The following is a 25,030-nucleotide window of genomic DNA, read 5'->3' as shown; positions in this document are numbered from 1 at the left end:
TGCTTGATGTGATTGTCGCGACGACGTGCCGCATCAGGGATCACATCGCCGCGCGCACCTCGGACCTCAGGGCGTCGATGGATTTCAGCCCCTGATCGGTTTTGAAGCGCCAATAGGTCCAGCCGTTGCAAGCCGGCGCATTCTCCAACAGGGCGCCCAGCTTGTGGATCGACCCGGTCAATGAGCCGTGGACCAGCGACCCGTCGGCGCGCACGCGCGCCTCACGCTCGCCCTTGGGGCAATACAGGCGGTCGCCGGGCTGCAGCAGGCCGGCCTCGACCAGGGCGCCGAACGGCACCTTCGGCTCGGCGCGCTTGGAGCCGGTGACGACCAGATCCTCGGCGCTTGCGGGAATGACGGCGGCGATGCGGGTGGCGGCGACGTCGGCATAGGTCTCGTCGCGCTCAATGCCGATATAGTGGCGGCCGAGACGTTTGGCGGCGGCGCCGGTGGTGCCTGTGCCGAAGAAGGGGTCCAGAATCACGTCGCCAGGGCGGGTGGCCGATAGCAGGACACGATGCAGCAGGGCCTCGGGCTTTTGCGTGGGATGGGCCTTCTTGCCGTCCGCGTCCTTGATCCGCTCCTCGCCCGTGCACAGGGCGAAGGTCCAGTCGGACCGCATCTGGGTGTCTTCGTTGAAGGCCTTCAGGGCGTCGTAGTTGAAGGTGTAGCGTTTCTGATCACGCGACTTGGCGGCCCAGATCAGGGTCTCGTGGGCGTTGGTGAAGCGCGTGCCTTTGAAGTTCGGCATCGGGTTGGACTTGCGCCAGATGATGTCGTTCAGCACCCAGAACCCCAGGTCCTGGATCGCCGATCCCAGGCGGAAGACATTGTGATAGCTGCCGATCACCCAGATCGAGCCTTCCGGTTTCAGAACGCGGCGGCATTCCGCCAGCCAGGCGCGGGTGAAGGCGTCGTATTCGGCGAAGCTGGCGAACTTGTCCCAGTCGTCGTCGACCGCATCGACCTTGGAATTGTCGGGACGCAGCAGGTCGCCGCCTAGCTGCAGATTATAGGGCGGGTCGGCGAAGACCATGTCGACCGAGGCGTCGGGCAGGCTCTTCAGCACCTCGATGCAGTCGCCACGGTGAATGACGTCGGTCTTCGGATCGGACATGGAAACGCGGCCCCGGAACAAACAGAGCCGTCATGGTGAATCCTTACGGTTAAGGCAGTGTTGAAATCCGCCCGCACCCGTCATCCTCGCTCTTGCGAGAGAGGATGACGGGTGCGACGGCGCTTCACGCCAGTATGCGGACCTTCGGTTCGCGATCCCATTGGCGGGTGCGGGCGGGCGCGAGGAAGCCGTCGGCGTTCTCTGACAGGTCGATCACGCCCGCGTCCGGGTCGACCCCTGCCTTGTCCAGCAGCGGCTGGGCCTCTGACGTGAATCCAACCGCCTTCAGATGGCCGAAGGCGTCCTTGACGAAATCGACCGCCCCGCCCTCCTTCATCAGCATCGCGCATCCTTCGTCGGACAACACGACCGCCACGGCGTCGAACAGGACCGACGGACTGCCGGCCAGTTGACCATCGGCGGGCAGGGTCTTTCCGCCCTTCAGCTCGGCGCCGCCGATCTTGGGCGCGACGATGAAGACCGAGCCGCCATCGCCCTCGACCGCCGCCCGCACCGCATCGACCACCGCGCCGTCAGAGCCGTCCGCGATCAGGATCGCGACCTTCCGGCCCTTCAAGGTTTCAGGATATTTGCCGACGATGCGAAGCGCGGGCGAGGCGTCCAGATCGATGGGCGCGACGCCGGGCTCGGACGCCTCTGGCAGCGGCAGGTTCAGACCGTCCGCCACACGCCGGGCCAGGGTCTGATCCACATTCTGCAGATTGGCCAGAATACGCTCGCGCACGTGGGGCAGGGAGACCTTGGACAGTTCGAACACGATGGCGCTGGCCAGGTGGGCCTGTTCGATCTCGGTTTGGGAGCGGAAGAACAGCCGCGCCTGGCTGTAGTGGTCGGCGAAGGTCTCGGCGCGCAGCCGGACCTTCTCGCCCTCGACCGGAACGCGGCCGGTGCGGAAGCCGCCTTTCGGGTCCTCGCGCGGGCCGCCGTCCTCGCCCGCCTGGGCCAGGCTGTTGGGCTCATAGTTGGCGCGGCCCTTGGGCACGGCCATCTGCATATGGCCGTCGCGCTGGAAGTTCTGGAAGGGGCAGCCCTTGGCCTGGTTGATCGGGATCTGATGGAAGTTGACCGTGCCCAGGCGCGACAGCTGGGTGTCCTGATAGGAGAACAGCCGCCCCTGCAGGAGCGGATCCTCGGAGAAGTCGATGCCCGGCACGATATTGGTCGGCAGGAAGGCCGCCTGTTCGGTCTCGGCGAAGAAGTTGTCGGGGTTGCGGTCCAGCACCATGCGGCCGATCACGCGGATCGGATGGTCTTCTTCCGGGACCAGTTTGGTGGCGTCCAGAATGTCGAAGGGCAGGGCGTCGGCCTGTTCCTGGCTGAACAACTGCACGCCGAACTCCCATTCGGGGAAGTCGCCTTGCTCGATGGCCTCATACAGGTCGCGACGGTGGTAGTCGGGGTCGGCGCCGGCGATCTTGACCGCCTCGTCCCAGCAGGTGGACTGAGTTCCCAGCTTGGGCCGCCAGTGGAATTTGACCAGCGTCGCTTCGCCCTCGGCGTTCAGCAGGCGGAAGGTGTTCACGCCGAACCCCTCCATCATCCTCAGACTGCGGGGGATGCCCCGATCCGACATGGCCCACATGACCATGTGCATGCTCTCGGGCATCAGGCCGATGAAGTCCCAGAATGTGTCGTGCGCGCTGGCTGCCTGGGGATAGCCCTTGTCCGCCTCCATCTTCACCGAATGGATCAGGTCCGGGAACTTGATCGCGTCCTGGATGAAGAAGACCGGGATGTTGTTGCCGACCAGATCCCAGTTGCCTTCGGACGTATAGAATTTGACGGCGAACCCTCGCACGTCGCGCGGCGTATCCACCGAGCCCGCACCGCCGGCGACGGTCGAGAAGCGGGTGAACAGTTCGGTCTTCTTGCCGACCTCGGTCAGGATCTTGGCGGTGGTGAAGTCCGATAGGCTGTCGGTCAGTTCGAAGAAGCCGTGGGCGGCCGAGCCACGCGCATGGACGATCCGCTCGGGGATGCGCTCATGGTCGAAATGCTGGATTTTCTCGCGGAGGATGAAGTCCTCCAGCAGGGTCGAGCCGCGCGGCCCGGCCTTGAGCGAGTTCTGATTGTCGCTGATCGGCGCGCCGTGATTGGTGGTGGTGCGGGTCTCGGGCGTGGCGGCGGTCTGGTGCAACTCGCCACCAGCGCCCAGCGTGGACGTCGGCGCGCGCGCAGGGGTCTTGGCCATCTGAAAACCTTTTGGGAAGCCGGCGACCACGGGGCGTGGCGCGCATCACCCTGCTAACGCTATGGGTTTGGGATGGTTCTGTGCGAGAGCGCACAGGCCGACCGCAGAAAAGTTATCTCCGCACGCGGCGCACCCTTCGCAGGACGCAAGGCGGCGTTTATGACGCGACGATGATCGCACGCCTTCGCCCCGTTCCGTTCGACCTCGGTCCCGTCCACTTCGTCGGCATAGGCGGCATCGGCATGAGCGGCATCGCCGAGATCATGCTGAAGATCGGCTATTCGGTTCAGGGCTCGGACGCCAAGGCCAGCGCCAACACCGAACGGCTGGAACATCTGGGCGCCAGGATTTTCATCGGTCACGACGCCGCCCATGTGGGCGAGGGCGTGTCGGCAGTGGTCTATTCCACGGCGGTCAAGGCCGAGAATCCCGAGATGAAGGCGGCCCGGGAGCGTCGCATCCCCTTGGTCCGCCGCGCCGAGATGCTGGCCGAGCTGATGCGGCTGCAGTTCTCCATCGCGGTCGGCGGCACGCACGGCAAAACCACGACGACCTCGATGGTGGCGACCCTGCTGGACGCGGCGGGCCTGGACCCCACGGTGGTCAACGGCGGCATCATCAACGCCTATGGCACGAACGCCAAGGTGGGCGACGGCGACTGGATCGTGGTCGAGGCGGACGAGTCTGACGGCAGCTTCCTGCGCCTGAAGTCGACGGTGGCCATCGTAACCAACATCGACCCCGAACATCTGGATCACTACGGCGACTTCGACGCGGTGCGTAAGGCGTTCGTGGACTTCGTGGAGAACATTCCCTTCTACGGTTTCGCCGCCGTCTGCCTGGACCATCCAGAGGTCCAGAAGCTGGTCGCGTCGATCGATAACCGTCGGATCGTGACCTATGGGACCAACCCCCAGGCCATGGTGCGGGCCGACAACTGCCAGATGGGACCGGATGGCGCCCGGTTTGACGTCGTGATCCAGAATGGCGAAACGCACCGGATCGAAGGGCTGCATCTGCCCATGGCGGGCTGGCACAATGTCTCCAACGCCCTGGCCGCCATCGCCGTGGCGCGTGAGCTGGACGTCTCGGACGACGCGATCCGCACGGGCTTGGCCGGATTCGGCGGCGTCAAGCGCCGTTTCACCACCACCGGCGTCGTGAATGGGGTGCGCATCGTGGACGACTATGGCCACCACCCGGTCGAGATCGCCGCCGTGCTGAAGGCCGCGCGTCAGGTGGCCGAGGGGCGCGTGATCGCCGTGGTTCAGCCGCACCGCTACACCCGCCTGCGCGACCTGATGGACGAGTTTTCGACCAGCTTCTCGGACGCCGACAGCGTGATCGTCGCCGACGTCTATCCGGCCGGCGAACAGCCGATCGACGGGGTGGACAAGCACGCCTTGACAGACGGCGTGCGGCGCTATGGCCACCGTCAGGTCCAGGCGCTGGAGAACGCCGCCGTCCTGCCCCGCCTGATCAAGGACGAGGCGGTGGCCGGCGATGTGGTCGTCCTGCTGGGCGCGGGCGACATCACCAGTTGGGCCTACGCCCTGCCGGCGCAGTTGGAGGCCCTGGGCGGCTAAAGGAAGCTCAGGATCAGGTTTCCGGCGAAGAAGGCCAGGAAGCCCGTCATGACGTAGGCGGTCGCGAAGCTGAACAGCCACTCCTGTTTCGCCTGAAGCCTCAGCGCTTCGGTCTCATCGGCAAGGCCGGCGTTCAGTCGCCGACTGTCACGCTCCACCAAGGGGGCGAGGAGGGCGAAGCTGATGGCCATCGGCAGGAATATCACGATCAAGGTCGCCAGGCTCGTGAAAGAGGCGCGGCCTGCGCTGAACCTGTCCAGAAAGGCCGTCAGCCCTTCCTGACGCCCGATCGGCGCATAGGCGGCGATCAGCGACAGAACGCCGACGGCATAGAGCGCAACATAAAGAAGGCGCTGCTTCGTCGTCTTGGCGGCGGCCGGGGGAGGGGCGGTCGGCTCCGATCCGAAGGCGGGGATCGGCTCGCCCCTCGAATAGGCGCCCGTCTCGCGTCGGCGGCGGATATGCCAGAACCAGCGATAGACGGCCGCGTGCAGGATCGGCAGCCCGACCGTCGCCAGCAGGACGACCAAAATGAGGTTCAGCGCCGCCTCAGCCGTCATCGCGACTGGCGTATAGGTGTTGATCGCGAAGACGACACCGATCCAGCCAAACAGGATGACCGCCGTCACGCCCATGCCGAGCGCGATGATGGCGAAGGCGTTCCTGATCTTCATGACGCCACCCTAGGCGACGCGCCAGCGACGTGACCAGTTGGATTTGAAGACAGGTGTCTTCCGCATCGTCCCCGCTGGCGTTATCGGGTCGGAATGACCTTGCAACACGATCTTCCGCCGGTTCGCGGCAAGCTGCTGCCGAACGAACCGCTGGCGCCCTACACCTGGTTCCGCGTCGGCGGCGCGGCCGAGGCCTTGTTCATCCCGGCGGACGCCGACGATCTGTCGGACTTTCTGAAGGCGCTGAATCCCGCCGTTCCGGTGACGGTGCTGGGCGTCGGCTCCAACGTCATCGTGCGCGACGGCGGGGTTAAGGGGGTGGTGATCCGTCTAGCCGGCCGCGCCTGGGGCCAGGTGACGACCGACGGCCTGACGATCACGGCCGGCGCCGGGGCGCTGGACGCCATGGTGGCGCGTGCGGCGGCCAAGGCGGGGATCGCCGGGCTGGAGTTCTATGCCGGCATTCCCGGCGCGGTCGGCGGCGCCCTGACGATGAACGCGGGTTGCTACGGCGCGGAGACCAAGGACGTGCTGGTCTCGGCCTGGGGCCTGAACCGCCAGGGGCAGCGGGTCGACTACGCCCTGGCCGACTTCGGCTACACCTATCGCCATTCCCAGGCGCCGATCGACATCATCTGGGTGGAGGCGACCTATCGCGGCACCGCCGATGCCCCCGACGCCGTGGCGGCCCGGATCGCCGAAATCACCAGCCGTCGCGAAACGACCCAGCCGATCCGCGAAAAGACCGGCGGCTCCACCTTCAAGAACCCGCCAGGCCATTCGTCGTGGAAGCTGGTGGACGAGGCGGGCTGGCGCGGCAGGCTGCACGCCGTGACAGGCGGCGGCGCCAAGTTCAGCGAGTTGCACTCCAACTTCATGATCAACCCGGGCGAGGCCACCGCGGCCGACATCGAGAGTCTGGGCGAGGCCGTCCGCGCCGACGTGCTGAAAAAGACCGGCGTCCAACTGGACTGGGAGATCAAACGGATTGGGCGCGCTCTGTCGTAAATCTGAGGTTGCGCGAAAAAACGCCGCGTCCTAGAGGCGGATTCTCGGGGGAGAATCCAGATGAAGCGTATCGCAATCGCAGCCGGCCTGTTGGTTATGGCCGCAGAGCCGGTCCAGGCCCAGATCGTCACACGCGCGGCCGCGATGGGGGCTGAGCGCATCGACCTGACGCGGTCCAGCGCCGGCTACACCTATTTCAACCGCTCGGGCGCCGATCTGGCGCAGCACGACGAGGCCCTGCGCGCCTGCATGGTCGAGGCGGGAAGGATGCGCCAGCCGGACGACAACGGCGCCGCCGGTGCGGCGGCGGCCGGCGGATTGCTGGGCGCATTGGTGGTCGGCGTCATCCAGGGCGCGGTGAACGGCATGCAGGAGCGCCGGGGCGTCGCGGCCAATATGGAAAACTGCATGGTCGTGAACGGCTGGCGCGTGGTGCGGCTGGACGAGGCCGAGGGCAAGACGCTGGATGCGATGGAGCAGCCGGCCCTTCACGACGCCCTGACCGATCGCGTGGGCGCCGCTACGCCGGCAGGCCAGATCGTTCGCGTTTATGACAATGACGCCGTGCGTGGCGATACGGTGGTGATCGGTCGGGCGGGCGATCTGGACAAGGTGTCCTTGAGCCTGCAGGCCCTGCCGCCGTCCGACGCCGCGCCCGCGCCGTCGCGCCGAGGCCCCCAGGCTCCGCGCACCGCCCGTCCGCCCCGCGCCCTGAAACCGGAAGAGGTTGCGATCAAACCGGGCGACGCCCTGGTGACGGTGCGTCTGACCGGCATGGCCGAACAGGGCGGACGGACCCTGATCTTCAGCCGCCAGGGACCGGCGCCGGATATCCAGCCGTGGGAGAACGACGGCCGCCCAGCGCTGTTCGCCGTCACCCTGCCGACGCGCGGCGCGGCCCGGGGCGATCGCACCCGCGCCGTGACCCAGACCTTCGCCGTTCCGCCCGGCCGCTGGCGGCTGAGCGCTATCAATGTCGGCCAGCACATCACCCACTTCTGCCTGGGCGCGTCAGGGTTCGAGGCGCGGGAAGGGGAGGCGGTCTATGCTGGGGCGTTTGACCTGTCGGGCGAGCAGATGCGCCCCGACATGACCCTTCTCGACGACCTGTTCGCGCCCACGTCGCCCGCCGCCGTCGCCGGCCTGCGGCACCGCGCCGCCGATTGGACCTATGGCGACCGGCAGCCGTGCGAAGGCGCCTATCTCTATGCGCTGGACCTGCGCCCTGCCGCTCCGGCTGCGGAGTCGATCGAGGTGACGCCATCGCCTTCCACGCAAGCCGTCGCGGTCAAGGAGGTTGAACCGGCCCCGGAAACCGTCCCGACGTCCACACTTCAATGACCTCATGAGGGTTTGGTTGACGGGCTGTTAACGACCTGCGCGGCATCCAGACTGTTCTGGAGCCGCCCATGACCCGCCCCTTCCAATCTCTTCACGTCGCCGTCCTGATGGGCGGTCTGTCCGCCGAGCGCGAGGTGTCGCTGTCTTCGGGGGAACAGTGCGCCCAGGCGCTGGAGCGGCAGGGCGTGCGGGTCAGCCGCGTGGACGCCGGGCGCGACCTGGCCAATGTGCTGTCCGGCCTGATCAAACCCGACGTGGTGCTGAATTGCCTGCACGGCGCCTGGGGCGAGGACGGCTGCGTCCAGGGCGTGCTGGAGACGCTGAAGATTCCCTACACCCATTCCGGCGTGCTCGCCTCGGCCCTGGCGATGGACAAGGACAAGTCCAAGGCCGTGCTGCGGATGGCCGGCGTCAAGGTTCCAGGCGGCGGCCTGTATGATCGCCACGAGGTCGCCAGTCGCCACGTCATCGAGCCGCCCTATGTGGTCAAGCCGAACGCCGAGGGGTCTTCGGTCGGCGTGTTTCTGGTCCGCGAGGGGGCGAACCGCCCGGTCGCCGAGGTGGGCGAGCCGGACTGGGCCTATGGCGAGCAGGTGGTGGTCGAACCCTATATTCCGGGCAAGGAATTGTGCGTCACCGTGATCGGCGAGGCGGCCGGACCGCGCGCCCTGACCGTGACCGACATAACCCCGACCAAGGGCTTCTATGACTACGAGGCCAAATACGCGCCGGGAGGGTCGGTCCACGTCCTGCCGGCCGTCTTGCCGGCCCATGTGTTCGAGGCGGCGCTGCGTCAGGCCGAACTGGCCCATACGGCGATGGGTTGCCGAGGCGTTTCGCGGTCCGACTTCCGTTATGACGATGTTAAGGACGATCTGGTCCTGTTGGAGGTCAACACTCAGCCCGGCATGACCCCGACCTCGCTCGCGCCCGAGCAGGCCGCCTATGCCGGAATGACCTATGACGATCTGGTTCGGTGGATGGTGGAGGACGCCTCATGCCCGCGGTAGTTCGCGGCGGTCGGCGACAGGGTTCGGGCCAAGCGCCAGGACGCGGCGCGGCGCCCAGGAACGGCGGGCGCTCGCGCGGCGGCGCCCAGAACGCCTCGGCCATTCCGGGCAAGATGGCCGCCATCGGCCGTGTCGATATCTCTCCCCGCACCGCGGTCATCGCCCTGGGGGCTGGCGCCCTGTTGCTGGTCGGGGTGCTGGCGACCGGGGCGCGCGCCGAACGGATCGGCGCCTCTGTCTCGCATGGCGTCGACAGTCTGACCTCCGGCATGGGGCTGACGCTGAAGCGCGTGCATGTCACCGGCGCCTCGGCCGAAGCTGAGCCGGCCATCCGGCAGGCGCTGGGTCTGTATTCCGGCCAGCCGATCACCAGTCTGAAGCTCGAAGCCATCCGCGACCGCGTTCAGGGCGTGGGATGGGTCAAGTCGGCGCGCATCGTGCGCCTGCTGCCCGACACCCTGATCGTCGAGGTCAAGGAGCATGACCGCCTGGCCGTCTGGCAGGAAGCGGGACAGATCAAGGTCATCGACGCGCGAGGCCAGGTGATCACGGGCGCCGACGCCCGACGCTATCCCACCCTTCCGCTGGTGGTGGGCAAGGGGGCCGATGTCGCGGCGGGGGAAATTTTGCCGCTTCTGGCCCAGCGCCCGCGCCTGATGAACAAGATCGACGCCCTCGTCCGCGTGGACGAGCGCCGCTGGGACCTTCGGCTCAAGGACGGCAGCCTGATCCAGCTGCCCGCTACGGAACAGGAGGCGGCGCTGATCCGCCTCGATGCGCTGGATCAGCGCGAACGCCTGCTCGACCTGGGTTTCGCCCGGGTCGACCTCAGAACCCCGGACGAGGTCGCGGTGCGACCGACCGGCGATGCTTAAGGACCGGGACCAGATGTCGGGAAAGCCGCGCGCAGCCAATGACCAGGGTCGGGGCATGGACCCCCGCGCCGGACGCGCGCCCGTTATCGCCGCTTTGGATATCGGTCAGTCCAAGGTCTCATGCTTCATCATGAAGCCCGACGGCGTGCGTCACGCCGACCGCACCATCCGTGTCGCGGGCGCCAGCCACGTCCAGTCCAAGGGCGTCAGGGGCGGGGCCATCATCAATATGGACGAGGCCGCACAGGCCATCGGCCACGCCGTCGAACGCGCCGAACGCGCGGCCCAGAGCCCGGTCTCCGGCGTGGTCGTGACAACCGCCATCGGCCAGATGGCCAGCCACCGGGTCCAGGCCCGCGTATCCCTGGGCGCCAATCCGGTCGGGGACGCCGATCTGGCGCGCGCCATCGGCATGGCCCTGGCGCAGATTCGCCTGCCCAACCGCCGCCCGATCCATGTGCTGCCGATCGGTTGGTCGGTCGACGGCGCACGCGGGGTGCATGATCCGCGCTCGATGCGTGGGGGCTCGTTGGGACTGGACCTCCTGGTGGTGTCGATGGCCGAGAACGTCTTCACGACCCTGAGCCATTGCCTGGAATTGGCGCATCTGGACCTGCAAGGCGTCGCCGCCGCCCCCGTCGTCTCGTCCCTGGCCGCGCTGGAAGAGGACGAGATGGATCTGGGCGCCGTCTGCATCGACATGGGCGGCGGTTCCACCAGCGCCGCGGTCTGGGGCGGCCGCTCCCTGCTGCATATCGAAAGCCTCAATGTTGGCGGCGACCATGTCACCTCCGACATCGCGCGCGGCCTGTCGACGTCCAAGGCCGGCGCAGAGCGGCTGAAGACCCTGCACGGCTCGGCCATGGCCAGCGCCAACGAGGACCGCGAAATGCTGGAGGCCCCGCCGCGCGGCGAGGAAGCCTCCGCCGGCCCCGTCATCGTGCCCCGCGCCATGCTGAAGACCGTGATCGCCCCGCGCGTCGAGGAAACCCTCGAACTGCTCCGTGATCGTCTGAAAAACGCCGGCGTCGGCCTGGAGCCCGGCGCGGGCCTGGTCCTGACCGGCGGCGCCAGCCAGTTGAACGGCGTGCGCGAGCTGGCCGTCCGCGTCTTCGACCGCCCCGTCCGCCTCGGAAAACCCCAACGGGCGCCACATTTGGCCGACGCCGCCTCCGGCCCCGCCTTCTGCGCCACCGCCGGCGTCCTCCTCCGCGCCGCCTACGGTCCTCGCGAAGCGGTCTCGGCTCGCAAGCTAATGGCGCGCCAGATCACGGCGGCGGACGCCCCGAAAATCCACCGTGGCAACGTCGTCGGGCGTGTGGCTGGCTGGTTGCGGGATAATCTTTAAAAACTCAGATTTCCCGTTTGGGCACAGGCCAGCGCCTCACTTAGAGCGCTAACTCTGCTCGCCTGCAGCTTAAATAACTGTGTCCTGGCCGTAACATAAATGACTTGGGTCGGCCCGATTTGAGACACAATGGTTGCTTCAGAGCCATAATTCGCTAGACGGATGGGTTCTAAGCCGTCGAACGTTGCGACTCGGCGGGGCAAGTTTTGTATTTAGTGGGGGCTATCCATGATGAAGCTGAAGCGTAATTATCTATTCGGGTCGACGATCCTGGCGGGGGTCGTGGCCATATCGGCTCCAGCATGGGCTCAGGCTCAGAACGCCGAACAGACGAGCGCGACGCAGGTTGATGAAATCGTCGTCACGGGGTCGCGTATCCGTCGTGACCCCACGACCGCGCCGACGCCGCTGATTCAGGTCGCGCGCGAAGAGCTCCTGAGTGCAGGACAGAATACGGTCATCGACTATCTGGCGCAGATTCCCGCGCTTTCGAACTCGCAGGTTCCCTCTGATAACACGGGCACCAGCCTTAATGCAGGCGGCTTGGCGATCGCCAACTTGCGCGCCCTCGGAAACTCGCGGACCCTTACCCTGGTTGACGGTCGTCGCCATGTGGGCTCTCAGCAAGGCACGCTGAGCGTTTCAGTCAACACCATTCCCCGCCTGCTGATCCAGAACATCGAGATCATCACCGGCGGCGCCTCCTCGGTATATGGCGCCGACGCCGTCGCCGGCGTTGTTAACTTCCAGCTTCGTAAAGATTTCGAAGGACTGGAAATCGACTCCAGCTATGCGCGGATCACTGAAAAAGGCCGTAACGATCAGTATCGCATCTCGGCCTTGATCGGTCAGAACTTCTTCGACAACCGATTGAATGTGTACGGCTTCGGCGAATACGAGCGTATCCCGCAGGTCGACAGCATGGACCTCAAGTGGATCGCGCGCGGCACGGCGCTGGTGGGCGTGGACGCGGATCCGATCACTGCCTCCATCGGCCCGGCGATCGACGGCGTTTACGACAACATGCTGTTTTCCGGTCTATACCGCCTGGATCGCCCGCGGTGGGGATCGACCACGCTTGCGAACGCACAGCAGCCCAGCCCCACGAGCAACCCGAATGTGCCTCAAGCCAACTGCACCGGCGTAACGGCAGCGGCGTGCTATAGTGTCGATCCGGCAAAGACTTGGTGGTTTGACGGGACGACCGCACGTTTGGCCAACTTCGGTCAACGGATTGGCAACACCGGGTCAAACCGCCCACTCAATATCGGCGGTGATGGTGAGCCGATCGGTACGTTCAGTCAGGACGACCGTCTGCCACGTACAGACGCCTACCGTTTCCAAGTCGGTTCAAACTTCAAGGTTACCAACGAGATCTCGGCCTATGCCGAGGCCAAGTACACGCGTGAGGACACCTATGCGGTTGGACAGCCGACGTTCTTCGACTTCTATCTGAGCGACTCTATTTATGGAGCTGGCGCCGCGCCGGTCACATATCTGTCTAGCGGCGCTCCCAGCAATCAAAGCCATGGTCTACGTGTTTCCGACAACGCATTCATACCTGCTGCGCTGAAGGCGGCGATTGCGGGGAATACTGTCACAAACTACGGCGCGCCCACGCTGAACGCTCCCGGGCAAGCCCAGGCCGCCACGGCTGCGCCATGGGCTCGCCACACAATGTTTGGTCCCAATCGCGATCAAACTAACGAGCGCGAGTTGCAGCGCTATGTCATTGGCTTCAAGGGCGATCACGGCGACATCGGTTTCGTCAAGAATGTCTCGTGGGACCTCGGCTATACCTATGGTCGAATGGATAATCTGAACAATGAGCGCGGCGTAGATGTGCAGCGCTTGGTGTTCGCTGCGGACTCCGTTATCGACACGCTCGGCCTCGTCAATGGCCGGGCCGGCGAGGTGGTCTGCCGAGTGAAGCTGCTGAATGCGCAGAACCCCGCGCTAACCAATGCGCAGACCGGCGCGGGCGGAATTCGCGATTATTCCAACCGGGCGGGACAAACGGCAGGCACCTATGGCGATGTCCGTGCACGCGCGGAAGGGCGCGCGGCCATCAATGAGTGCGTTCCGCTCAACATCTTCGGCAAGGGCAACCAAAGCGCTGAGGCTCTCAAGTACGTCGACGCGTCTGTGAACGTCCGCCAACGTAACGAACAGCAAGATGCCGTTGGCTCGCTCTCCGGGCAGTTCTGGGACTTCTGGGGCGCCGGCCCAATTGGCGTAGCCATCGGCGCTGAATGGCGTAAAGAATTCACGCAAGGCATCGGGCGCAGCGCTGACACCGGTGATCGCCAACTGTTCTTGAACACCGGCCCCGATTTTGCGCCGGCGTCTTATGAGAGCAAAGAGTTCTTCTCGGAAGTGTCGCTGCCGCTCTTCCGGGACAGCATGCTGGGGGAATACGCTGAGCTTAGCGGATCCTATCGCTATTCCGATTATAGCAATGTCGGAAATGTGGACGTCTATGGTGTGAACCTGGTCTATCGTCCCATTCGGGACATTTCGTTCAAGACCAGTTTCAATACGTCAGTTCGTGTCCCCAATCTTGGTGAACTTTATTCGCCCTATACTCAGACGTTCGCGAACAACTTCACTGATCCTTGCGCAACAACGTCGATCAACAGCGCATCAAACTCGGAATACCGCGCAAATCGCATCGCAAACTGCACGGCTTTGGCCGCGGCCAAAAACCTGACATATGACTTCGCGGGCGCAACCGAATCCCGCGATGACGATTACACGCCGCTCTACACCAGTGGCATTCCGGGTGTGAGCGGCGGCAACCCGTTCCTTCAGCCGGAAGAGTCAGAGTCTTTCACATTCTCGACAGTCTTCCAACCTCGCTTCGCGCCTCGGTTGAGCGTGGTGTTGGACTACTATGAAATCGAAATTTCGAATGTTATCGCATCTGTGACACCCCAAACTGCAGCGAATGTCTGCGTGAACGGGCCTTCGCTGAATGCTGCGGCCTGCTCGACGATCTTCCGTCAGAACACCCCGGTCGCCAATCCGGGCAACAACATTGATCGGTCGGAAGCGTTCAAGGTGGGATCGGGTGGTCAGTTTGGCGGCTTTATCCAGGGTGCCATCAACTATGCTAAGAGAACGGCCCGAGGGGTCGATTTCACGGCGAACTACGCAATCGACACCCGTGAAACGTTTAACTGGAACCTGGGCACCTTCACCAACTCGATCCAAGGGTCGTGGTTGATTGAACAGAAGCAGTTCAACAACATCGCCGACCCAGGTGATTTCACAGAGTATGCAAGCCTTCTGCAGACGGGGGGTTCGTTCCCTCGCGTGCGGTTTGCAAACACGCTCACTTGGATGCCGAACGATGCACTTGCGCTGACCTGGACCACAGACTTCCAAACCTCGCAGGACATCTACCAGTACCGCACTCAGGTATCGAATATCGATGACCGTCCCATCGAATATCTTCGTACAGGAAACTTCGTCCGTAACGACTTCGGCGTGCGCTACAATGTGAACGACACCGTCACAGTGCGGGCCAAGGTCACGAATATCTTTGCGGAAGAGCCGGCTCCGTGGTTGGGCAATACGCTATATTCTAACTTCGATCCCTACGGTCGTCGATTCAACGTGAGCCTGAACTACCGTCCCTGGTAAATCCGGCCTTCAACAATGCGGAAAGGGCGGTCCTTCGGGGCCGCCCTTTTCATTTGTCCAAGGAAAACTGCGGCCAAGCTTTTTGACGAGGGGTGGCGTCGGGGCCGACTCACATTATCGCCGTAACCTTCTCTTAACCTTCGTGGGCGCAATCCTTAACGCGCTCATAACCAAAGCGATTCGGCGGGGCGGTCGGTTGGTTGGAAGGGGCGGGTCAGCAGGTCGGAAACACGAAAATGTCGCTCTCATTGGTCAAGCCGCAACACACTGAACTGAAGCCCCGCATCGTCGTGTTCGGCGTCGGCGGGGCCGGCGGGAACGCCGTGAACAACATGATCGACGCCGGTCTTGAGGGCGTCGAGTTCGTCGTGGCCAACACCGACGCGCAACACCTCAGCTTCGCCAAGACGGACCGCCGCATTCAACTGGGCGAGACCATCACTCAAGGCCTGGGCGCCGGCGCCCACCCCGAAGTCGGCATGAACGCCGCCGAGGAATCCGCCGACGAAATCCATCAGCACCTGGAAGGTGCGCACATGGTCTTCATCACCTGCGGCATGGGCGGCGGCACCGGCACGGGCGCCGCACCTGTCATCGCCAAATGCGCGCGTGATCGCGGCATCCTGACCGTCGGCGTCGTGACCAAGCCCTTCACTTTCGAAGGCCGTCACCGGATGCGCTTGGCCGACGCGGGCGTCGCCGAGCTGCAACGCTATGTCGACACCCTGATCGTCATCCCGAACCAGAACCTGTTCCGGGTCGCCAACGAGCGCACCACCTTCGCCGACGCCTTCGGCATGGCCGACCAGGTGCTGCACTCTGGCGTGCGCTCGATCACCGACCTGATGATCCTGCCCGGTCTGATCAACCTGGACTTCGCCGACGTGCGCGCCGTCATGTCCGAGATGGGCAAGGCGATGATGGGCACCGGCGAGGCGACCGGCGACGACCGCGCCCTGCTGGCCGCCCAGAACGCCATCGCCAACCCTCTGCTGGACGAAACCAGCCTGAAGGGCGCCAAGGCCGTGCTGGTCAACATCACCGGCGGACTGGACATGACCCTGCTGGAGGTCGACGAGGCCGCCAACGCCATTTCGGCCGAGGTGGACGGCGACGCCAACATCATCTTCGGCGCGGCCTTCGATCCGGCGCTGGATGGCAAGATCCGCGTCTCCGTGGTCGCCACCGGCATGGACGAGGGGGAGGTGCGCCGCATCGAGCCTATCGCCCCGCAGACTCCCGCCTCCGCGCCCCTGGCCAGCCATGAAGCGCGTCGTTCGGCCGGCGGCCAGTACGGCGCCCAGATGTCGCGCGCGCCCGAGCCGACGCGCGAAAGCTATCGCGAGCCGGTTCGCGCCGAGGCGCCGCGCGCGCCCGAACCGCGCATCGAACCGGCGCCGGTCGTGCCGACCTTTCAGGCCCAACCCGCCCGGGAGCCGGAACCGCGCCCCGAGCCGGTGATCCGCGTCGCCGAGCCGCAGGCACGCACCCTGGACCCCATCGTTGATCCTTGGGTGGAGGAATACGAAACCCGCGCCCCAGCCGCGACCCGCGCGCCGCAAGGCGACCTGTACGGCGAGCGGGCCGCATCTTATCCGCAGCAGCAGCCGCAAGCCGACGACGGTTATGACGACCGCGACCATCGTCGCAGCGGCTGGAGCCTGTTCGGCCGCGGCAAGCGCACACAGCCTCAGACCGACATGGGCTATGCGCCCCAGCACAATCCTCAGACGCGCGGTTCGGCCCAGGCCGCGCATCAGCCGGAACCGGAGGCGGGACAGGCCGATGACGACCTGGAAATCCCATCCTTTCTCCGCCGGCTGGCGAACTAAGACCCCGCGATCCTGAACCCAGGGTCGGTCAGGGCGCCCCGAGGCCGCAAGCCTCGGGGCGTTCGACGTTTCAGGCCGAGCTGTCGGTGTTTCAGAGCGAAACAATCCGAAACCGGACTTTGGTTTTGTCGTTGCGGCGCGACCGCTAAACGGAAGGCGGGGCGTAGTCCGCACGACGTGCGGGACGCATTGAAAGAAGCGAGTTTTCGGTTTGTCGGTCAGGAACGACCATCACGAACGCACCATTGTCGCGCCGGCCATCATCGCCGGCGTGGGGGTGCATACCGGCCGCCGGGTTCGGCTGGCGGTTCGTCCGGCGCCTTCTGGCACGGGCATCATCTTCGTGCGCACCGACGTGACCGACCGCGACAACCGCATTCCGGTCTCGGGCGAGGCGGTGGTGGATGCGCGCCTGAACACAATGATCGCCAATGGCGAAGACGTGCGCCTGTCGACCATCGAGCATCTGATGGCGGCCTTCTCGGCCCTGGGCGTGTCCAACGCCGTGGTCGAGGTGGATGGGCCGGAGCTGCCTATCCTCGATGGGTCGGCGCTGGAGTTCGTCAAGCTGTTGGACAGGGCGGGCTTCCGTCCGCAACCGCAGCCGCAGCGCTATATCGAAATCCTGGAAACGGTCCATGTGGTCGAGGGCGACAAGCACGCCGCCCTGATGCCGTGCGACCGTTTCGAGATGCGGTTCGAGATCGATTTCCCGTCCAAGGTCATCGGCAATCAGGTCATCGACTTCGTCGTGGACGAGGCGACCTTCCGGCGCGAGATCATGGCCTGCCGCACCTTCGGTTTCGCCCACGAGGTCGAGGCGTTGCGCAAGGCCGGCCTGGCGCGTGGCGGTTCGCTGGAAAACGCTGTGGTCATCGACGGCGACGATATTCTGAACCCCGGCGGCCTGCGTATGGAGCGCGAGTTCGTGCGGCATAAGGCGCTGGACGCCATCGGCGACCTGTATGTGCTGGGCGCGCCGCTGCTGGGCCGTTACGAGGGCTACAAAGCCGGACACGCCCTGAACAACAAACTGGTGCGCGCGCTTCTGGCCGCGCCCCAGGCCTGGCGCGAAGTGACGCGCGTGCCGGAACTGGCGCAGGCCGGCTAGGCGCCGATCACCGAAACCAATCGGCCGAAATCCGGCTCGTTCTGCTGGAAGGCGCGGCGGTTGGAGAAGAACCGTTCGGCGTCCGCACAGGTGTCGTGGCCGGTCCAGACGGCCTGACCGACGCCGGCCTGCTGCAGTCGCCACAGGACGAAGCCGGGCAGGTCGAACTGGCGCTTGTCGTCGGCCTCGCCAGGCTGGAAGAAGCGGTCGCTGCCGGGATCGTGATGGACGAAACGGTCCTCGAAATCGACGCCGACCTCATAGCTGGTTTGGCCGATGCAGGGGCCGACCACAGCCAGGATGCGGCGGGGGTCGGCGCCTAGAGCTTGCATGGCCGAGACGGCGGAATGGACCACCCCGCCCAAGGCACCCTTCCAACCGGCGTGGACGGCGGCGACGACGCGGGTTTCGGGATCGGCCATCAGGATCGGGGCGCAGTCGGCGGTCAGGACGGAACAGAGCAGGCCAGGCTCGGCCGAAACGACAGCGTCGCCCTCGGGTCGATCACCGTTCCAGGGAGCTTCCGCCACGCGCGCGACGGCGGAATGGATCTGATAGCAGCCGTTCAGATGGCCGGACTCGGCGCCGAAATGGGCTGCGACGCGACGGCGGTTTTCCGCGACTGCGGCGGGATCGTCGTGCGAGCCGACGCCGGCGTTCAGCCCTTCGTAGATGCCGGTCGAGACGCCGCCCGCGCGGGTGAAGAAGCCGTGGGCGACGCCGGCGGCGGTCAGCAGCGGATGGGTGATGGGGGCCAGGTCGGTCATGTCCGCCCTTCTATCAGACGTCCCAGCCGGGCACGACCAGGGCGCGGGGCGCGAAGATGGCGGCGGCCTTGAACAGGACGCCCATCTGGTCGTCGGCGGTCAGACGATGAAGCTGGCGGTCGATCACCGACGCGGCGGCGGGACGGGAGGTCTTCAAGGCTTCTGCGCGGGCGTGAATCCCCAGGCGGCGCAGGAACTCGCCCTGAGGCAGGCAGCCGGTGACATCTGCCCCGGTGTGGACGGCGGCCTCCAGCACGGCGGGGAAGTCGGCCCATTGCGTCAGGTCCGCCGCGCCGGGATCGGCCAGGGGATCGACCTTCCGATGACGATAGAGGGCCTGGAGCGTATCGCCCGCCTCGGACCGGGCGCGGCCATAGTCGATCAGCAGGGCGGCGCCCGACGCGGCCTTCATCACCAGGCCCAGGTCGCGGCCGAAGATCGCCTGCTGGCCCGAAATCTCGATCACGCCGCCGGGCGGAACGTCGAAGGCCGGCTTTCTGAAACCACTGGTGATGGCGGTTAGGCCGAAGATCAGGTCGCCCCGGTCGTCCACGCCGATGCGACGCTCGGCCCAACCGTCGTCCGTGCACACGAACTGGCGCGCGGGCAGGCAGTCCAGCACCTCGTTGGCGATCAGGATGACGGGGGCGTCGGTGTCGATCCGCGTCAGATCCTTCACCCAGCGCGGCGACAGGTCGGCGCCGGCCAGGGCCCTGGCCTGCAGATCGCGCAAAGGAGCGCTGGGTTCGATCAGGATCAGGTCGCAGGCTTCCAGAAAGCCGGGGGCCAGACGGGCGGCTCGCAGCGCGTCGCTCATCAGCGTGCCGTCGCCGGGACCGACCTCCACCAGGCGGAACCGCTCGGGCGCACCCAGCCGGTTCCAGGTCTCGACCGCCCACAATCCGATCAGTTCGCCGAACATCTGGCTGACCAGCGGGGCGGTGATGAAGTCGCCGCCTTCGCCAAGGGCCGGGCGCGACGCATAGTAGCCCCCCTTGGGATCGTGCAGGCAGCGGGTGACGTAGTCGGCGACCGTCATCGGACCCGTCAGGGCGATCTCGCGCGCCAGGCGGGTCTTCAGGGTTTCGACCTGGCTCATGCCTCGGCGACGGCCGCAGGACGCTTCCAGGCGCGCCAGATCAGCCAGGCGCCGACCAGGATCATCGGGATCGACAGCATCATCCCCATGGTCAGGCCCAGCGGGAAGTTCGGCATGCCGAAGTCAGGCTCGCGCACATTCTCCAGCGCCGCACGGCAGACGCCGTAGCCGACCAGAAACAGGCCGGTGATGTAGCCGGGCTTCTTCAGCAGATCGAATTTCCAGATGCCGATGGACAGGACGGAGAACAGGACCACGCCCTCCAGCCCCGCCTCGTATAGCTGGCTGGGATGACGTGGCGCGGTTCCGGCGGGGCAGAAGCCGTACATCTGTTCGATGCGGGCGTTGCAGAAGCGGATGGCCCAAGGGACGGTCGTCTCGCGACCCCACAACTCGCCGTTTATGAAGTTGGCCAACCGCCCGAACATCAGGCCGATCGGCACGACGGGCGCGACCAGATCGCCCAGGCGCAGCATGTCGATCTTCTGGCTGCGGGCGTAAAGGACGATGGCCAGGCAGACGCCCAGGAAGCCGCCGTGGAAGCTCATGCCGCCGGTCCACAGCTGGAACAGCTCGAACCGTTCGCCCAGCGTCTGGCCGGTGAACAGCTGGCCGTACATGACTGGCTTGTAGAACAGGGCGTAGCCCAACCGTCCGCCCAGGATAATGCCCAGCACGATCCACAGCACCAGATCGTCCAACTGGTTGGAGGTGATCGGCGCCTTGCCCGGCGCCCACAGACGCGGCGTCTTGGCCAGGCGCGCCGCGTACCACCAGCCCAGCACGATGCCGGCGACATAGGCCAGGGCGTACCAGCGGATCGGCAGCGGCCCGAGGTGGATCAGAACCGGATCGAATTCGGGAAAGGGCAAGGGGCGTTCCTGTGAGGGGCGATCTGAAGGCGGTTTAGCAAGGGTCGCTGGCTGCGTCGCCTGTGAAGACGCATCACGACGCCTTGATGGCGGACCCGAAGCAGCAGAAAGAAAGGTTTCGTTCACCATAGTCGGTGAACCTTCGTTAACGACGTCGAGGTCGGAGGCCGCCATGCAGACCCGCAATCCCATCCTGGACGAGTTCGCCAAGCTGACGACCGGCGCCATGGGCCTGGCCCAGGCGGCGGGCGAAGAGGCCAGGACCGCCTGGCGGGCGCAGGCCGACCGGATCGCCGCCGAGATGGACCTGGTCCGCCGCGACGAGTTCGATGTGCTGAAGGACGAGATCGCCGCCCTGCGCGCCGAGATCGCGGAGCTGAAAGCCGCGAAGACGCCGGCCGCGAAGCCTGTGAAGGGAACGTCCACAGATGGAACTCAACCCGGGGACGCAGCCGGTTGAGCCGAATCTGCGAACAGGCTTACCGTTCTGTTAACGCCCGCGATTCTCGCGGACGCAGCTCGAATCGAGACTTTTGATGGATATCGCCCGGCCAGAGGAAATGGACGTGCCGTTCGACCCGCTTGAGGTCGTCGAGCATGTCCTGACGGCCGAGAACCTGCCGTTCGACCGCACCGACGACGGCGACCTGGCCTTCGCCCTGGCCGGCGACTGGAAGGACTATGAACTGTGGTTCGCCTGGCGGCCCGAGGGCGACTGCCTCCAGCTTTGCTGCGCCCTGGACCTGAAGGTGGCCAAGAGCCGCAAGACGGCGGCCTATGAACTGGTCGGTCTGATCAATCAGCGCACCTGGATGGGCCATTTCGAGGTCTGGGCCGAGGACGGCGAGATCGTCTTCCGACACTCTCTGGCCCTGCCGATGGGCGAACGCCCGACCCTGGCCCAGGCGGCGTCCATGATCGATGCGGCCATTGAGGCGTCGGACCGCTATTATCCCGCGTTCGACTTCATGGTGCGCGGGAACAAGAAACCGCAGGAGGCCATCGACGCCTGCCTGTTCGAGACCGTCGGCACCGCCTGATGACCGTTCCGGGACCTGTCGTTCTGGTCGGCTGCGGCCGGTTGGGATCGGCCATTTTGGAAGGCTGGCTGCTGACCGACACGGTCGCGGCTCAGGACCTGATCATTCTCAGCCCGTCGGAGAAGCCAGCCGCCGAGGCCGCGCGGGCCAATGGAGCGCGGGTCAATCCGCCGCTGGAGGCGCTGACGGAAGCCGCGGTGATCGTTGTGGCCGTCAAGCCGGCGATCTGGCGCGCGGTGATGGCCCCGTTGGCCCCCTTCCTGAGCGATGAGGCGGTGATCCTGTCGGTGATGGCGGGCGTCACGGCGCCTGGTTTGGCTGAAGGGATCGGCGGCCGGCCCATCGTGCGGGTCATGCCGACGACGGGCGTATCGCGCGGGCGCGGCGTGGCCTCTGTATGGTCTGCCGACCCGAAGGCGGAAACGCTCGGGCGCGATCTGTTCTCGGCGATGGCCGAGACGGTCGTCTTGGCCGACGAGGCCCTGATGGACGCGGCGACGGCGGTGGCTGGATCGGGCGCAGCCTATTTCTACGCCTTCACCGAGGCTCTTGCGAGGGCGGGAGAGGCGGCGGGGCTGGACGCGATGACCGCCGATGTCCTGGCGCGCGCCACCCTACGTTCGGCCGCAGATTCAATGGCCGACGACGCGCTGGACGCGCTGATCGGCCGTATCGCCTCGCCGGGCGGTTCGACCCGTGCGGGCCTGGACGCCCTGGATCGGGACGGTCGGCTGCAGACCATGCTGGACGACACGGTTGCGGCGGCGGTCCGCCGCAACCGCGAGATGGGCGGTTAGATCAGGGCTCTAGAAGCGGCCGCGCTCGATCTGGTCGCCGAACCGCTCGAAGGCGCGGTCGGCGTCGCGCCAGACGCTGTAGCCCCAGACATCGCGAAGATCGGGCGTGAAATAGGAATAGTCGACCGGCCGGGTCTGACCGTCCGCCAGGACGATCTCGCCCTTGATGGCGGCCCCGCCGATGGAGACGCTGCGGATGGGATCCAGGCCCGGGGTGCGGCGAACCTGTTCGATGGTCGGGCGGTTGGGCTTCAGATCCACCAGCACCAGATTGGCCGTCGCACCCGGATAGCGCTGGGCCAGGGCCTTGCCGACCTCGGATTGCAGACCGGCGATCTGCTGGCTGACGTCGCGGTCGCCCAGCTTTTCGACCTCGCGCCGAAGTTCGGGGCCGATCGTGACGTTGACGGTAGGGGCGGGGGCTTGCGCCTGGGCGATGGCGGCGGCGGCGAGGGTGGCCGCCAGCGGCGCGAAGAAGGCGAGTTTACGCATCACTATGATCTCCTGGCCCTGTCCCGCCTAAGATGATCCCGAACCGCTTGTTTCGCTAGGGGCGGCGCTCAGGAATCGGCGCGACCTATAGGTTTCCGACAATGGACACCGCGCCGGGGACCCGTACGGTCGCCTTCAAGCCGCCCAGGTCGCTGCGGTCCAGCGTGACGTCGCCGCCGTGGGCGCGCGCCACGTCGCGGGCGATGGCCAGGCCCAGGCCGACGCCCTTGCGGTTCTGATTGCGCGACTCGTCCAGTCGCGAGAAGGGGCGGAACGCCTCGTCGTACATGGCTTCGGGGATGCCGGGGCCGTCGTCCTCGACCACCACCTCCAGGCCGCCTGAAGCCAGGGGGCGCGCCGACAGCCGCACGTGTTCGCCATGCGAGGCGGCGTTGCCGGCCAGGTTGACCACCGCCCGCTTGAAGGCCAGGGGGCGCAGCGAGGCGGTCATGCCTTCCGGCACGGACACATCGACAACGGCCCCGGCGCGTCGCGCATCGTCGGCCGCCGCCTTCAGCAGGTCGGAGATGGAGACGGGTTTGGGCGGCTCGCCCGCCTCGCCGCGCGCGAAATCGAGGTATTCGTCGATCATATGCTCCATCTCGTCCAGGTCGCCGCGCATGGCGGCCTGACGCTTGAACGGCGGAGCCAGCGCCAGTTCGAGGCGCAGACGGGTCAAGGGCGTCCTCAGGTCGTGGCTGACTGAGGCGAGCAGAGCGGTGCGCTGGTCGATGTGGCGCTGGATGCGGTCGCGCATGGCCATGAAGGCGACGGCGGCGGCGCGGACCTCGCGCGCGCCGTGCGGCTTGAACCGCGGCACCGTCTCGCCGCGCCCGAAGGCCTCGGCCGCGTCGGCCAGCCGCTCGATGGCCCGAACCTGATTGCGGATGAACAGGATGGCCACGCCCATCAGCAAGACTGTCGCGATGGTCAGCCACAGCACGAAGATATGGGCCTGGGTCGCCACCGCCCGCTCGCGCGGGGCGATGATGCGCAGCACGCCCTGCGGCTCCTGCACCTGAATGTCGACATAGGCGGGATAGCGGGTGGTGTCGAACCAGTAGGGCCGGTCCAGCCGCGCATCCAGCGCCCGGTCCAGCACCCGGTCCACCACGCCGATGGCGCCGCGCCGCGTCTCGGTCGGCAAGGTGCGGCCTTCCTGCAGCACGATGGACAGGGACATGGAACGTTCGGCCCGGTCGGCCAGCTTGTCCAGATTGGCCTGGGTGGGGTCGTCCTCATAGCTTTGGACCGCCCAGGCGATGTCGCCGGCCAGCCCTTCGGACAGGCGCGCGGTCACGGTCTGCCAATGGGCGTCGAAGAAGACCCACGTCACCGCCATCTGCATGACCAGCACCGGCAGGACGATGATCAGCAGCGACCGACCCCAAAGCGAGGTCGGCAGGCGCCGCTTCAAAAATCGCGGCCACAGATAGGCAGGCAGAAGCCGCATGGCGTCGCGTCGCGCCTCAGTCGGGGGCCAGCATATAGCCGACGCCGCGCACGGTCTGCAGATAGCGTGGGTTCTTGGGGTCGACCTCCAGCTTGCGACGCAGGCGTGTCACCTGCACGTCCACCGCCCGGCCGGTGATGTCGGCGGTGTCGGGCGACAGGCTCATCCGCTCGACCGGGGCGTGGGCGTGAAGGGCCAGAGTTTTCAGCAGTTGCGCCTCGGCCTCGGTCAGGCGCTGGGGGGCGCCGTCGCGCGTCAGCTCCAGCCGCTCCATGTCGAAGACGGCGGCGCCCAGCTTGATCTCCTTGGGGCCGATGGGCTTGCCACCCGTGCGGCGCAGGATGGCGTCGATGCGGAGCATCAATTCGCGTGGCTCGAACGGCTTGGACATATAGTCGTCGGCGCCGCGCGACAGACCCTCGATGCGGTCTTCCGCGTCGCCCCTGGCGGTCAACAAAAGGACCGGCGTCTTGGACAGTTCGGCCTTGTTGCGGACCCAGGACGTCAGGTCCAGTCCGCTCTCGCCCGGCATCATGACATCCAGCACGACCAGGTCGAACTCGATCAACTCCATCATCCGCTTGGCGGCGGCGGCGTGGGCGGCGCCGGTGACGCGATAGCCCTCGCGCGCCAGGAATTCCTTCAGCAGTTCGCGGATGCGATCGTCGTCATCGACGATCAGCAGATGTCGGCCCACGCCGGGGCCGGCGATGGGGCCGGATCGGCCATGGGGGCGCGATTCCGTCATGCT

General features: G+C 66.1%; 21 protein-coding genes. 12 read left to right on the top strand and 9 right to left on the bottom strand.

The window, feature by feature from the left end; all coding sequences use genetic code 11:
* Positions 1-40 precede the first annotated feature (40 nt).
* Both ACYX4P_RS15550 and ACYX4P_RS15545 read right to left on the bottom strand, forming a co-directional pair.
* Positions 41-1,117 carry a site-specific DNA-methyltransferase gene (locus tag ACYX4P_RS15550; RefSeq protein ID WP_248120262.1) on the bottom strand — a complete coding sequence of 359 codons (1,077 nt, stop codon included), beginning with the start codon at positions 1,115-1,117 and terminating at the stop codon, positions 41-43.
* Between the two features lie 124 nt (positions 1,118-1,241).
* Complete coding sequence (locus tag ACYX4P_RS15545) at positions 1,242-3,329, bottom strand: catalase (RefSeq protein WP_292048867.1); 2,088 nt, start codon at positions 3,327-3,329, stop codon at positions 1,242-1,244.
* A 170-nt stretch (positions 3,330-3,499) separates the two neighbouring features.
* Between ACYX4P_RS15545 and murC the strand changes: the two genes are divergently transcribed.
* Complete coding sequence (murC, locus tag ACYX4P_RS15540) at positions 3,500-4,915, top strand: UDP-N-acetylmuramate--L-alanine ligase (protein WP_248120258.1); 1,416 nt, start codon at positions 3,500-3,502, stop codon at positions 4,913-4,915.
* Here the strand turns inward: murC and ACYX4P_RS15535 are convergent.
* A complete protein-coding gene (locus ACYX4P_RS15535) occupies positions 4,912-5,589 on the bottom strand; it encodes a hypothetical protein (RefSeq protein WP_248120256.1) in 678 nt (225 codons plus the stop codon). The two genes, murC and ACYX4P_RS15535, sit on opposite strands and share 4 nt — an antisense overlap.
* A gap of 93 nt (positions 5,590-5,682) precedes the next feature.
* Between ACYX4P_RS15535 and murB the strand changes: the two genes are divergently transcribed.
* From murB to lpxC, 8 genes are all read left to right on the top strand, one after another.
* Positions 5,683-6,597 carry a UDP-N-acetylmuramate dehydrogenase gene (gene murB, locus ACYX4P_RS15530; RefSeq protein WP_248120254.1) on the top strand — a complete coding sequence of 305 codons (915 nt, stop codon included), beginning with the start codon at positions 5,683-5,685 and terminating at the stop codon, positions 6,595-6,597.
* 60 nt (positions 6,598-6,657) lie between these two features.
* The gene (locus ACYX4P_RS15525) at positions 6,658-7,938 is read left to right on the top strand and encodes a hypothetical protein (RefSeq protein WP_248120252.1); all 1,281 of its coding nucleotides are present in this window, start codon (positions 6,658-6,660) and stop codon (positions 7,936-7,938) included.
* A gap of 68 nt (positions 7,939-8,006) precedes the next feature.
* A complete protein-coding gene (locus tag ACYX4P_RS15520) occupies positions 8,007-8,948 on the top strand; it encodes a D-alanine--D-alanine ligase (RefSeq protein ID WP_248120250.1) in 942 nt (313 codons plus the stop codon).
* Positions 8,936-9,823, top strand: coding sequence for a cell division protein FtsQ/DivIB (locus ACYX4P_RS15515; protein ID WP_248120248.1), 888 nt, complete (start codon positions 8,936-8,938; stop codon positions 9,821-9,823). Before ACYX4P_RS15520 ends, ACYX4P_RS15515 begins: the two co-directional genes overlap by 13 nt.
* A gap of 55 nt (positions 9,824-9,878) precedes the next feature.
* A complete protein-coding gene (gene ftsA, locus ACYX4P_RS15510) occupies positions 9,879-11,171 on the top strand; it encodes a cell division protein FtsA (protein ID WP_476069963.1) in 1,293 nt (430 codons plus the stop codon).
* A 228-nt stretch (positions 11,172-11,399) separates the two neighbouring features.
* Positions 11,400-14,816, top strand: a complete 3,417-nt coding sequence (locus ACYX4P_RS15505) for a TonB-dependent receptor domain-containing protein (RefSeq protein WP_292048892.1) — start codon at positions 11,400-11,402, stop codon at positions 14,814-14,816.
* 236 nt (positions 14,817-15,052) lie between these two features.
* Positions 15,053-16,648 (top strand): cell division protein FtsZ, encoded by a 1,596-nt coding sequence (gene ftsZ / locus ACYX4P_RS15500; protein ID WP_248118730.1) that lies wholly within the window; start codon positions 15,053-15,055, stop codon positions 16,646-16,648.
* A gap of 211 nt (positions 16,649-16,859) precedes the next feature.
* Positions 16,860-17,759, top strand: coding sequence for a UDP-3-O-acyl-N-acetylglucosamine deacetylase (gene lpxC / locus ACYX4P_RS15495; RefSeq protein ID WP_248118731.1), 900 nt, complete (start codon positions 16,860-16,862; stop codon positions 17,757-17,759).
* Here the strand turns inward: lpxC and pgeF are convergent.
* From pgeF to lgt, 3 genes are read right to left on the bottom strand one after another with little or no spacing between them, the layout of a single operon-like run.
* A complete protein-coding gene (pgeF, locus tag ACYX4P_RS15490; RefSeq protein ID WP_248118732.1) occupies positions 17,756-18,526 on the bottom strand; it encodes a peptidoglycan editing factor PgeF in 771 nt (256 codons plus the stop codon). The two genes, lpxC and pgeF, sit on opposite strands and share 4 nt — an antisense overlap.
* Before the next feature lie 13 nt (positions 18,527-18,539).
* A complete protein-coding gene (locus ACYX4P_RS15485; RefSeq protein WP_248118733.1) occupies positions 18,540-19,625 on the bottom strand; it encodes a class I SAM-dependent methyltransferase in 1,086 nt (361 codons plus the stop codon).
* Complete coding sequence (gene lgt, locus ACYX4P_RS15480; RefSeq protein WP_248118734.1) at positions 19,622-20,497, bottom strand: prolipoprotein diacylglyceryl transferase; 876 nt, start codon at positions 20,495-20,497, stop codon at positions 19,622-19,624. The genes ACYX4P_RS15485 and lgt overlap by 4 nt, the downstream gene beginning before the upstream one ends.
* Positions 20,498-20,669: 172 nt before the next feature.
* Here lgt and ACYX4P_RS15475 point away from each other — a divergent pair, with 172 nt between their 5' ends.
* The 3 genes from ACYX4P_RS15475 to ACYX4P_RS15465 all read left to right on the top strand — a co-directional run bounded on the left by ACYX4P_RS15475 (position 20,670) and on the right by ACYX4P_RS15465 (position 22,334).
* Entirely contained in the window at positions 20,670-20,957 is a 288-nt protein-coding gene (locus ACYX4P_RS15475) for an accessory factor UbiK family protein (protein WP_248118735.1), read from the top strand.
* Positions 20,958-21,033: 76 nt separating this feature from the next.
* Positions 21,034-21,537 carry a type III secretion system chaperone family protein gene (locus ACYX4P_RS15470; protein ID WP_087119719.1) on the top strand — a complete coding sequence of 168 codons (504 nt, stop codon included), beginning with the start codon at positions 21,034-21,036 and terminating at the stop codon, positions 21,535-21,537.
* Positions 21,537-22,334: a pyrroline-5-carboxylate reductase family protein gene (locus ACYX4P_RS15465; RefSeq protein WP_248118736.1), complete on the top strand. Its 798-nt coding sequence runs from the start codon at positions 21,537-21,539 to the stop codon at positions 22,332-22,334. The genes ACYX4P_RS15470 and ACYX4P_RS15465 overlap by 1 nt, the downstream gene beginning before the upstream one ends.
* A 9-nt stretch (positions 22,335-22,343) precedes the next feature.
* Here the strand turns inward: ACYX4P_RS15465 and ACYX4P_RS15460 are convergent, their stop codons facing one another.
* The 3 genes from ACYX4P_RS15460 to ACYX4P_RS15450 all read right to left on the bottom strand — a co-directional run bounded on the left by ACYX4P_RS15460 (position 22,344) and on the right by ACYX4P_RS15450 (position 25,027).
* Entirely contained in the window at positions 22,344-22,826 is a 483-nt protein-coding gene (locus ACYX4P_RS15460) for a hypothetical protein (protein WP_248118737.1), read from the bottom strand.
* Positions 22,827-22,911: 85 nt separating this feature from the next.
* Positions 22,912-24,279 carry an ATP-binding protein gene (locus tag ACYX4P_RS15455; RefSeq protein ID WP_248118738.1) on the bottom strand — a complete coding sequence of 456 codons (1,368 nt, stop codon included), beginning with the start codon at positions 24,277-24,279 and terminating at the stop codon, positions 22,912-22,914.
* Between the two features lie 16 nt (positions 24,280-24,295).
* Complete coding sequence (locus tag ACYX4P_RS15450; protein WP_476070260.1) at positions 24,296-25,027, bottom strand: response regulator; 732 nt, start codon at positions 25,025-25,027, stop codon at positions 24,296-24,298.
* Between the last annotated feature and the right edge of the window lie 3 nt (positions 25,028-25,030).

Source organism: Brevundimonas sp. ABV4_179, assembly GCF_056311945.1.
Note: the sequence above shows the minus strand (reverse complement) of the source record. Positions and strands in the feature narration are given on the sequence as shown.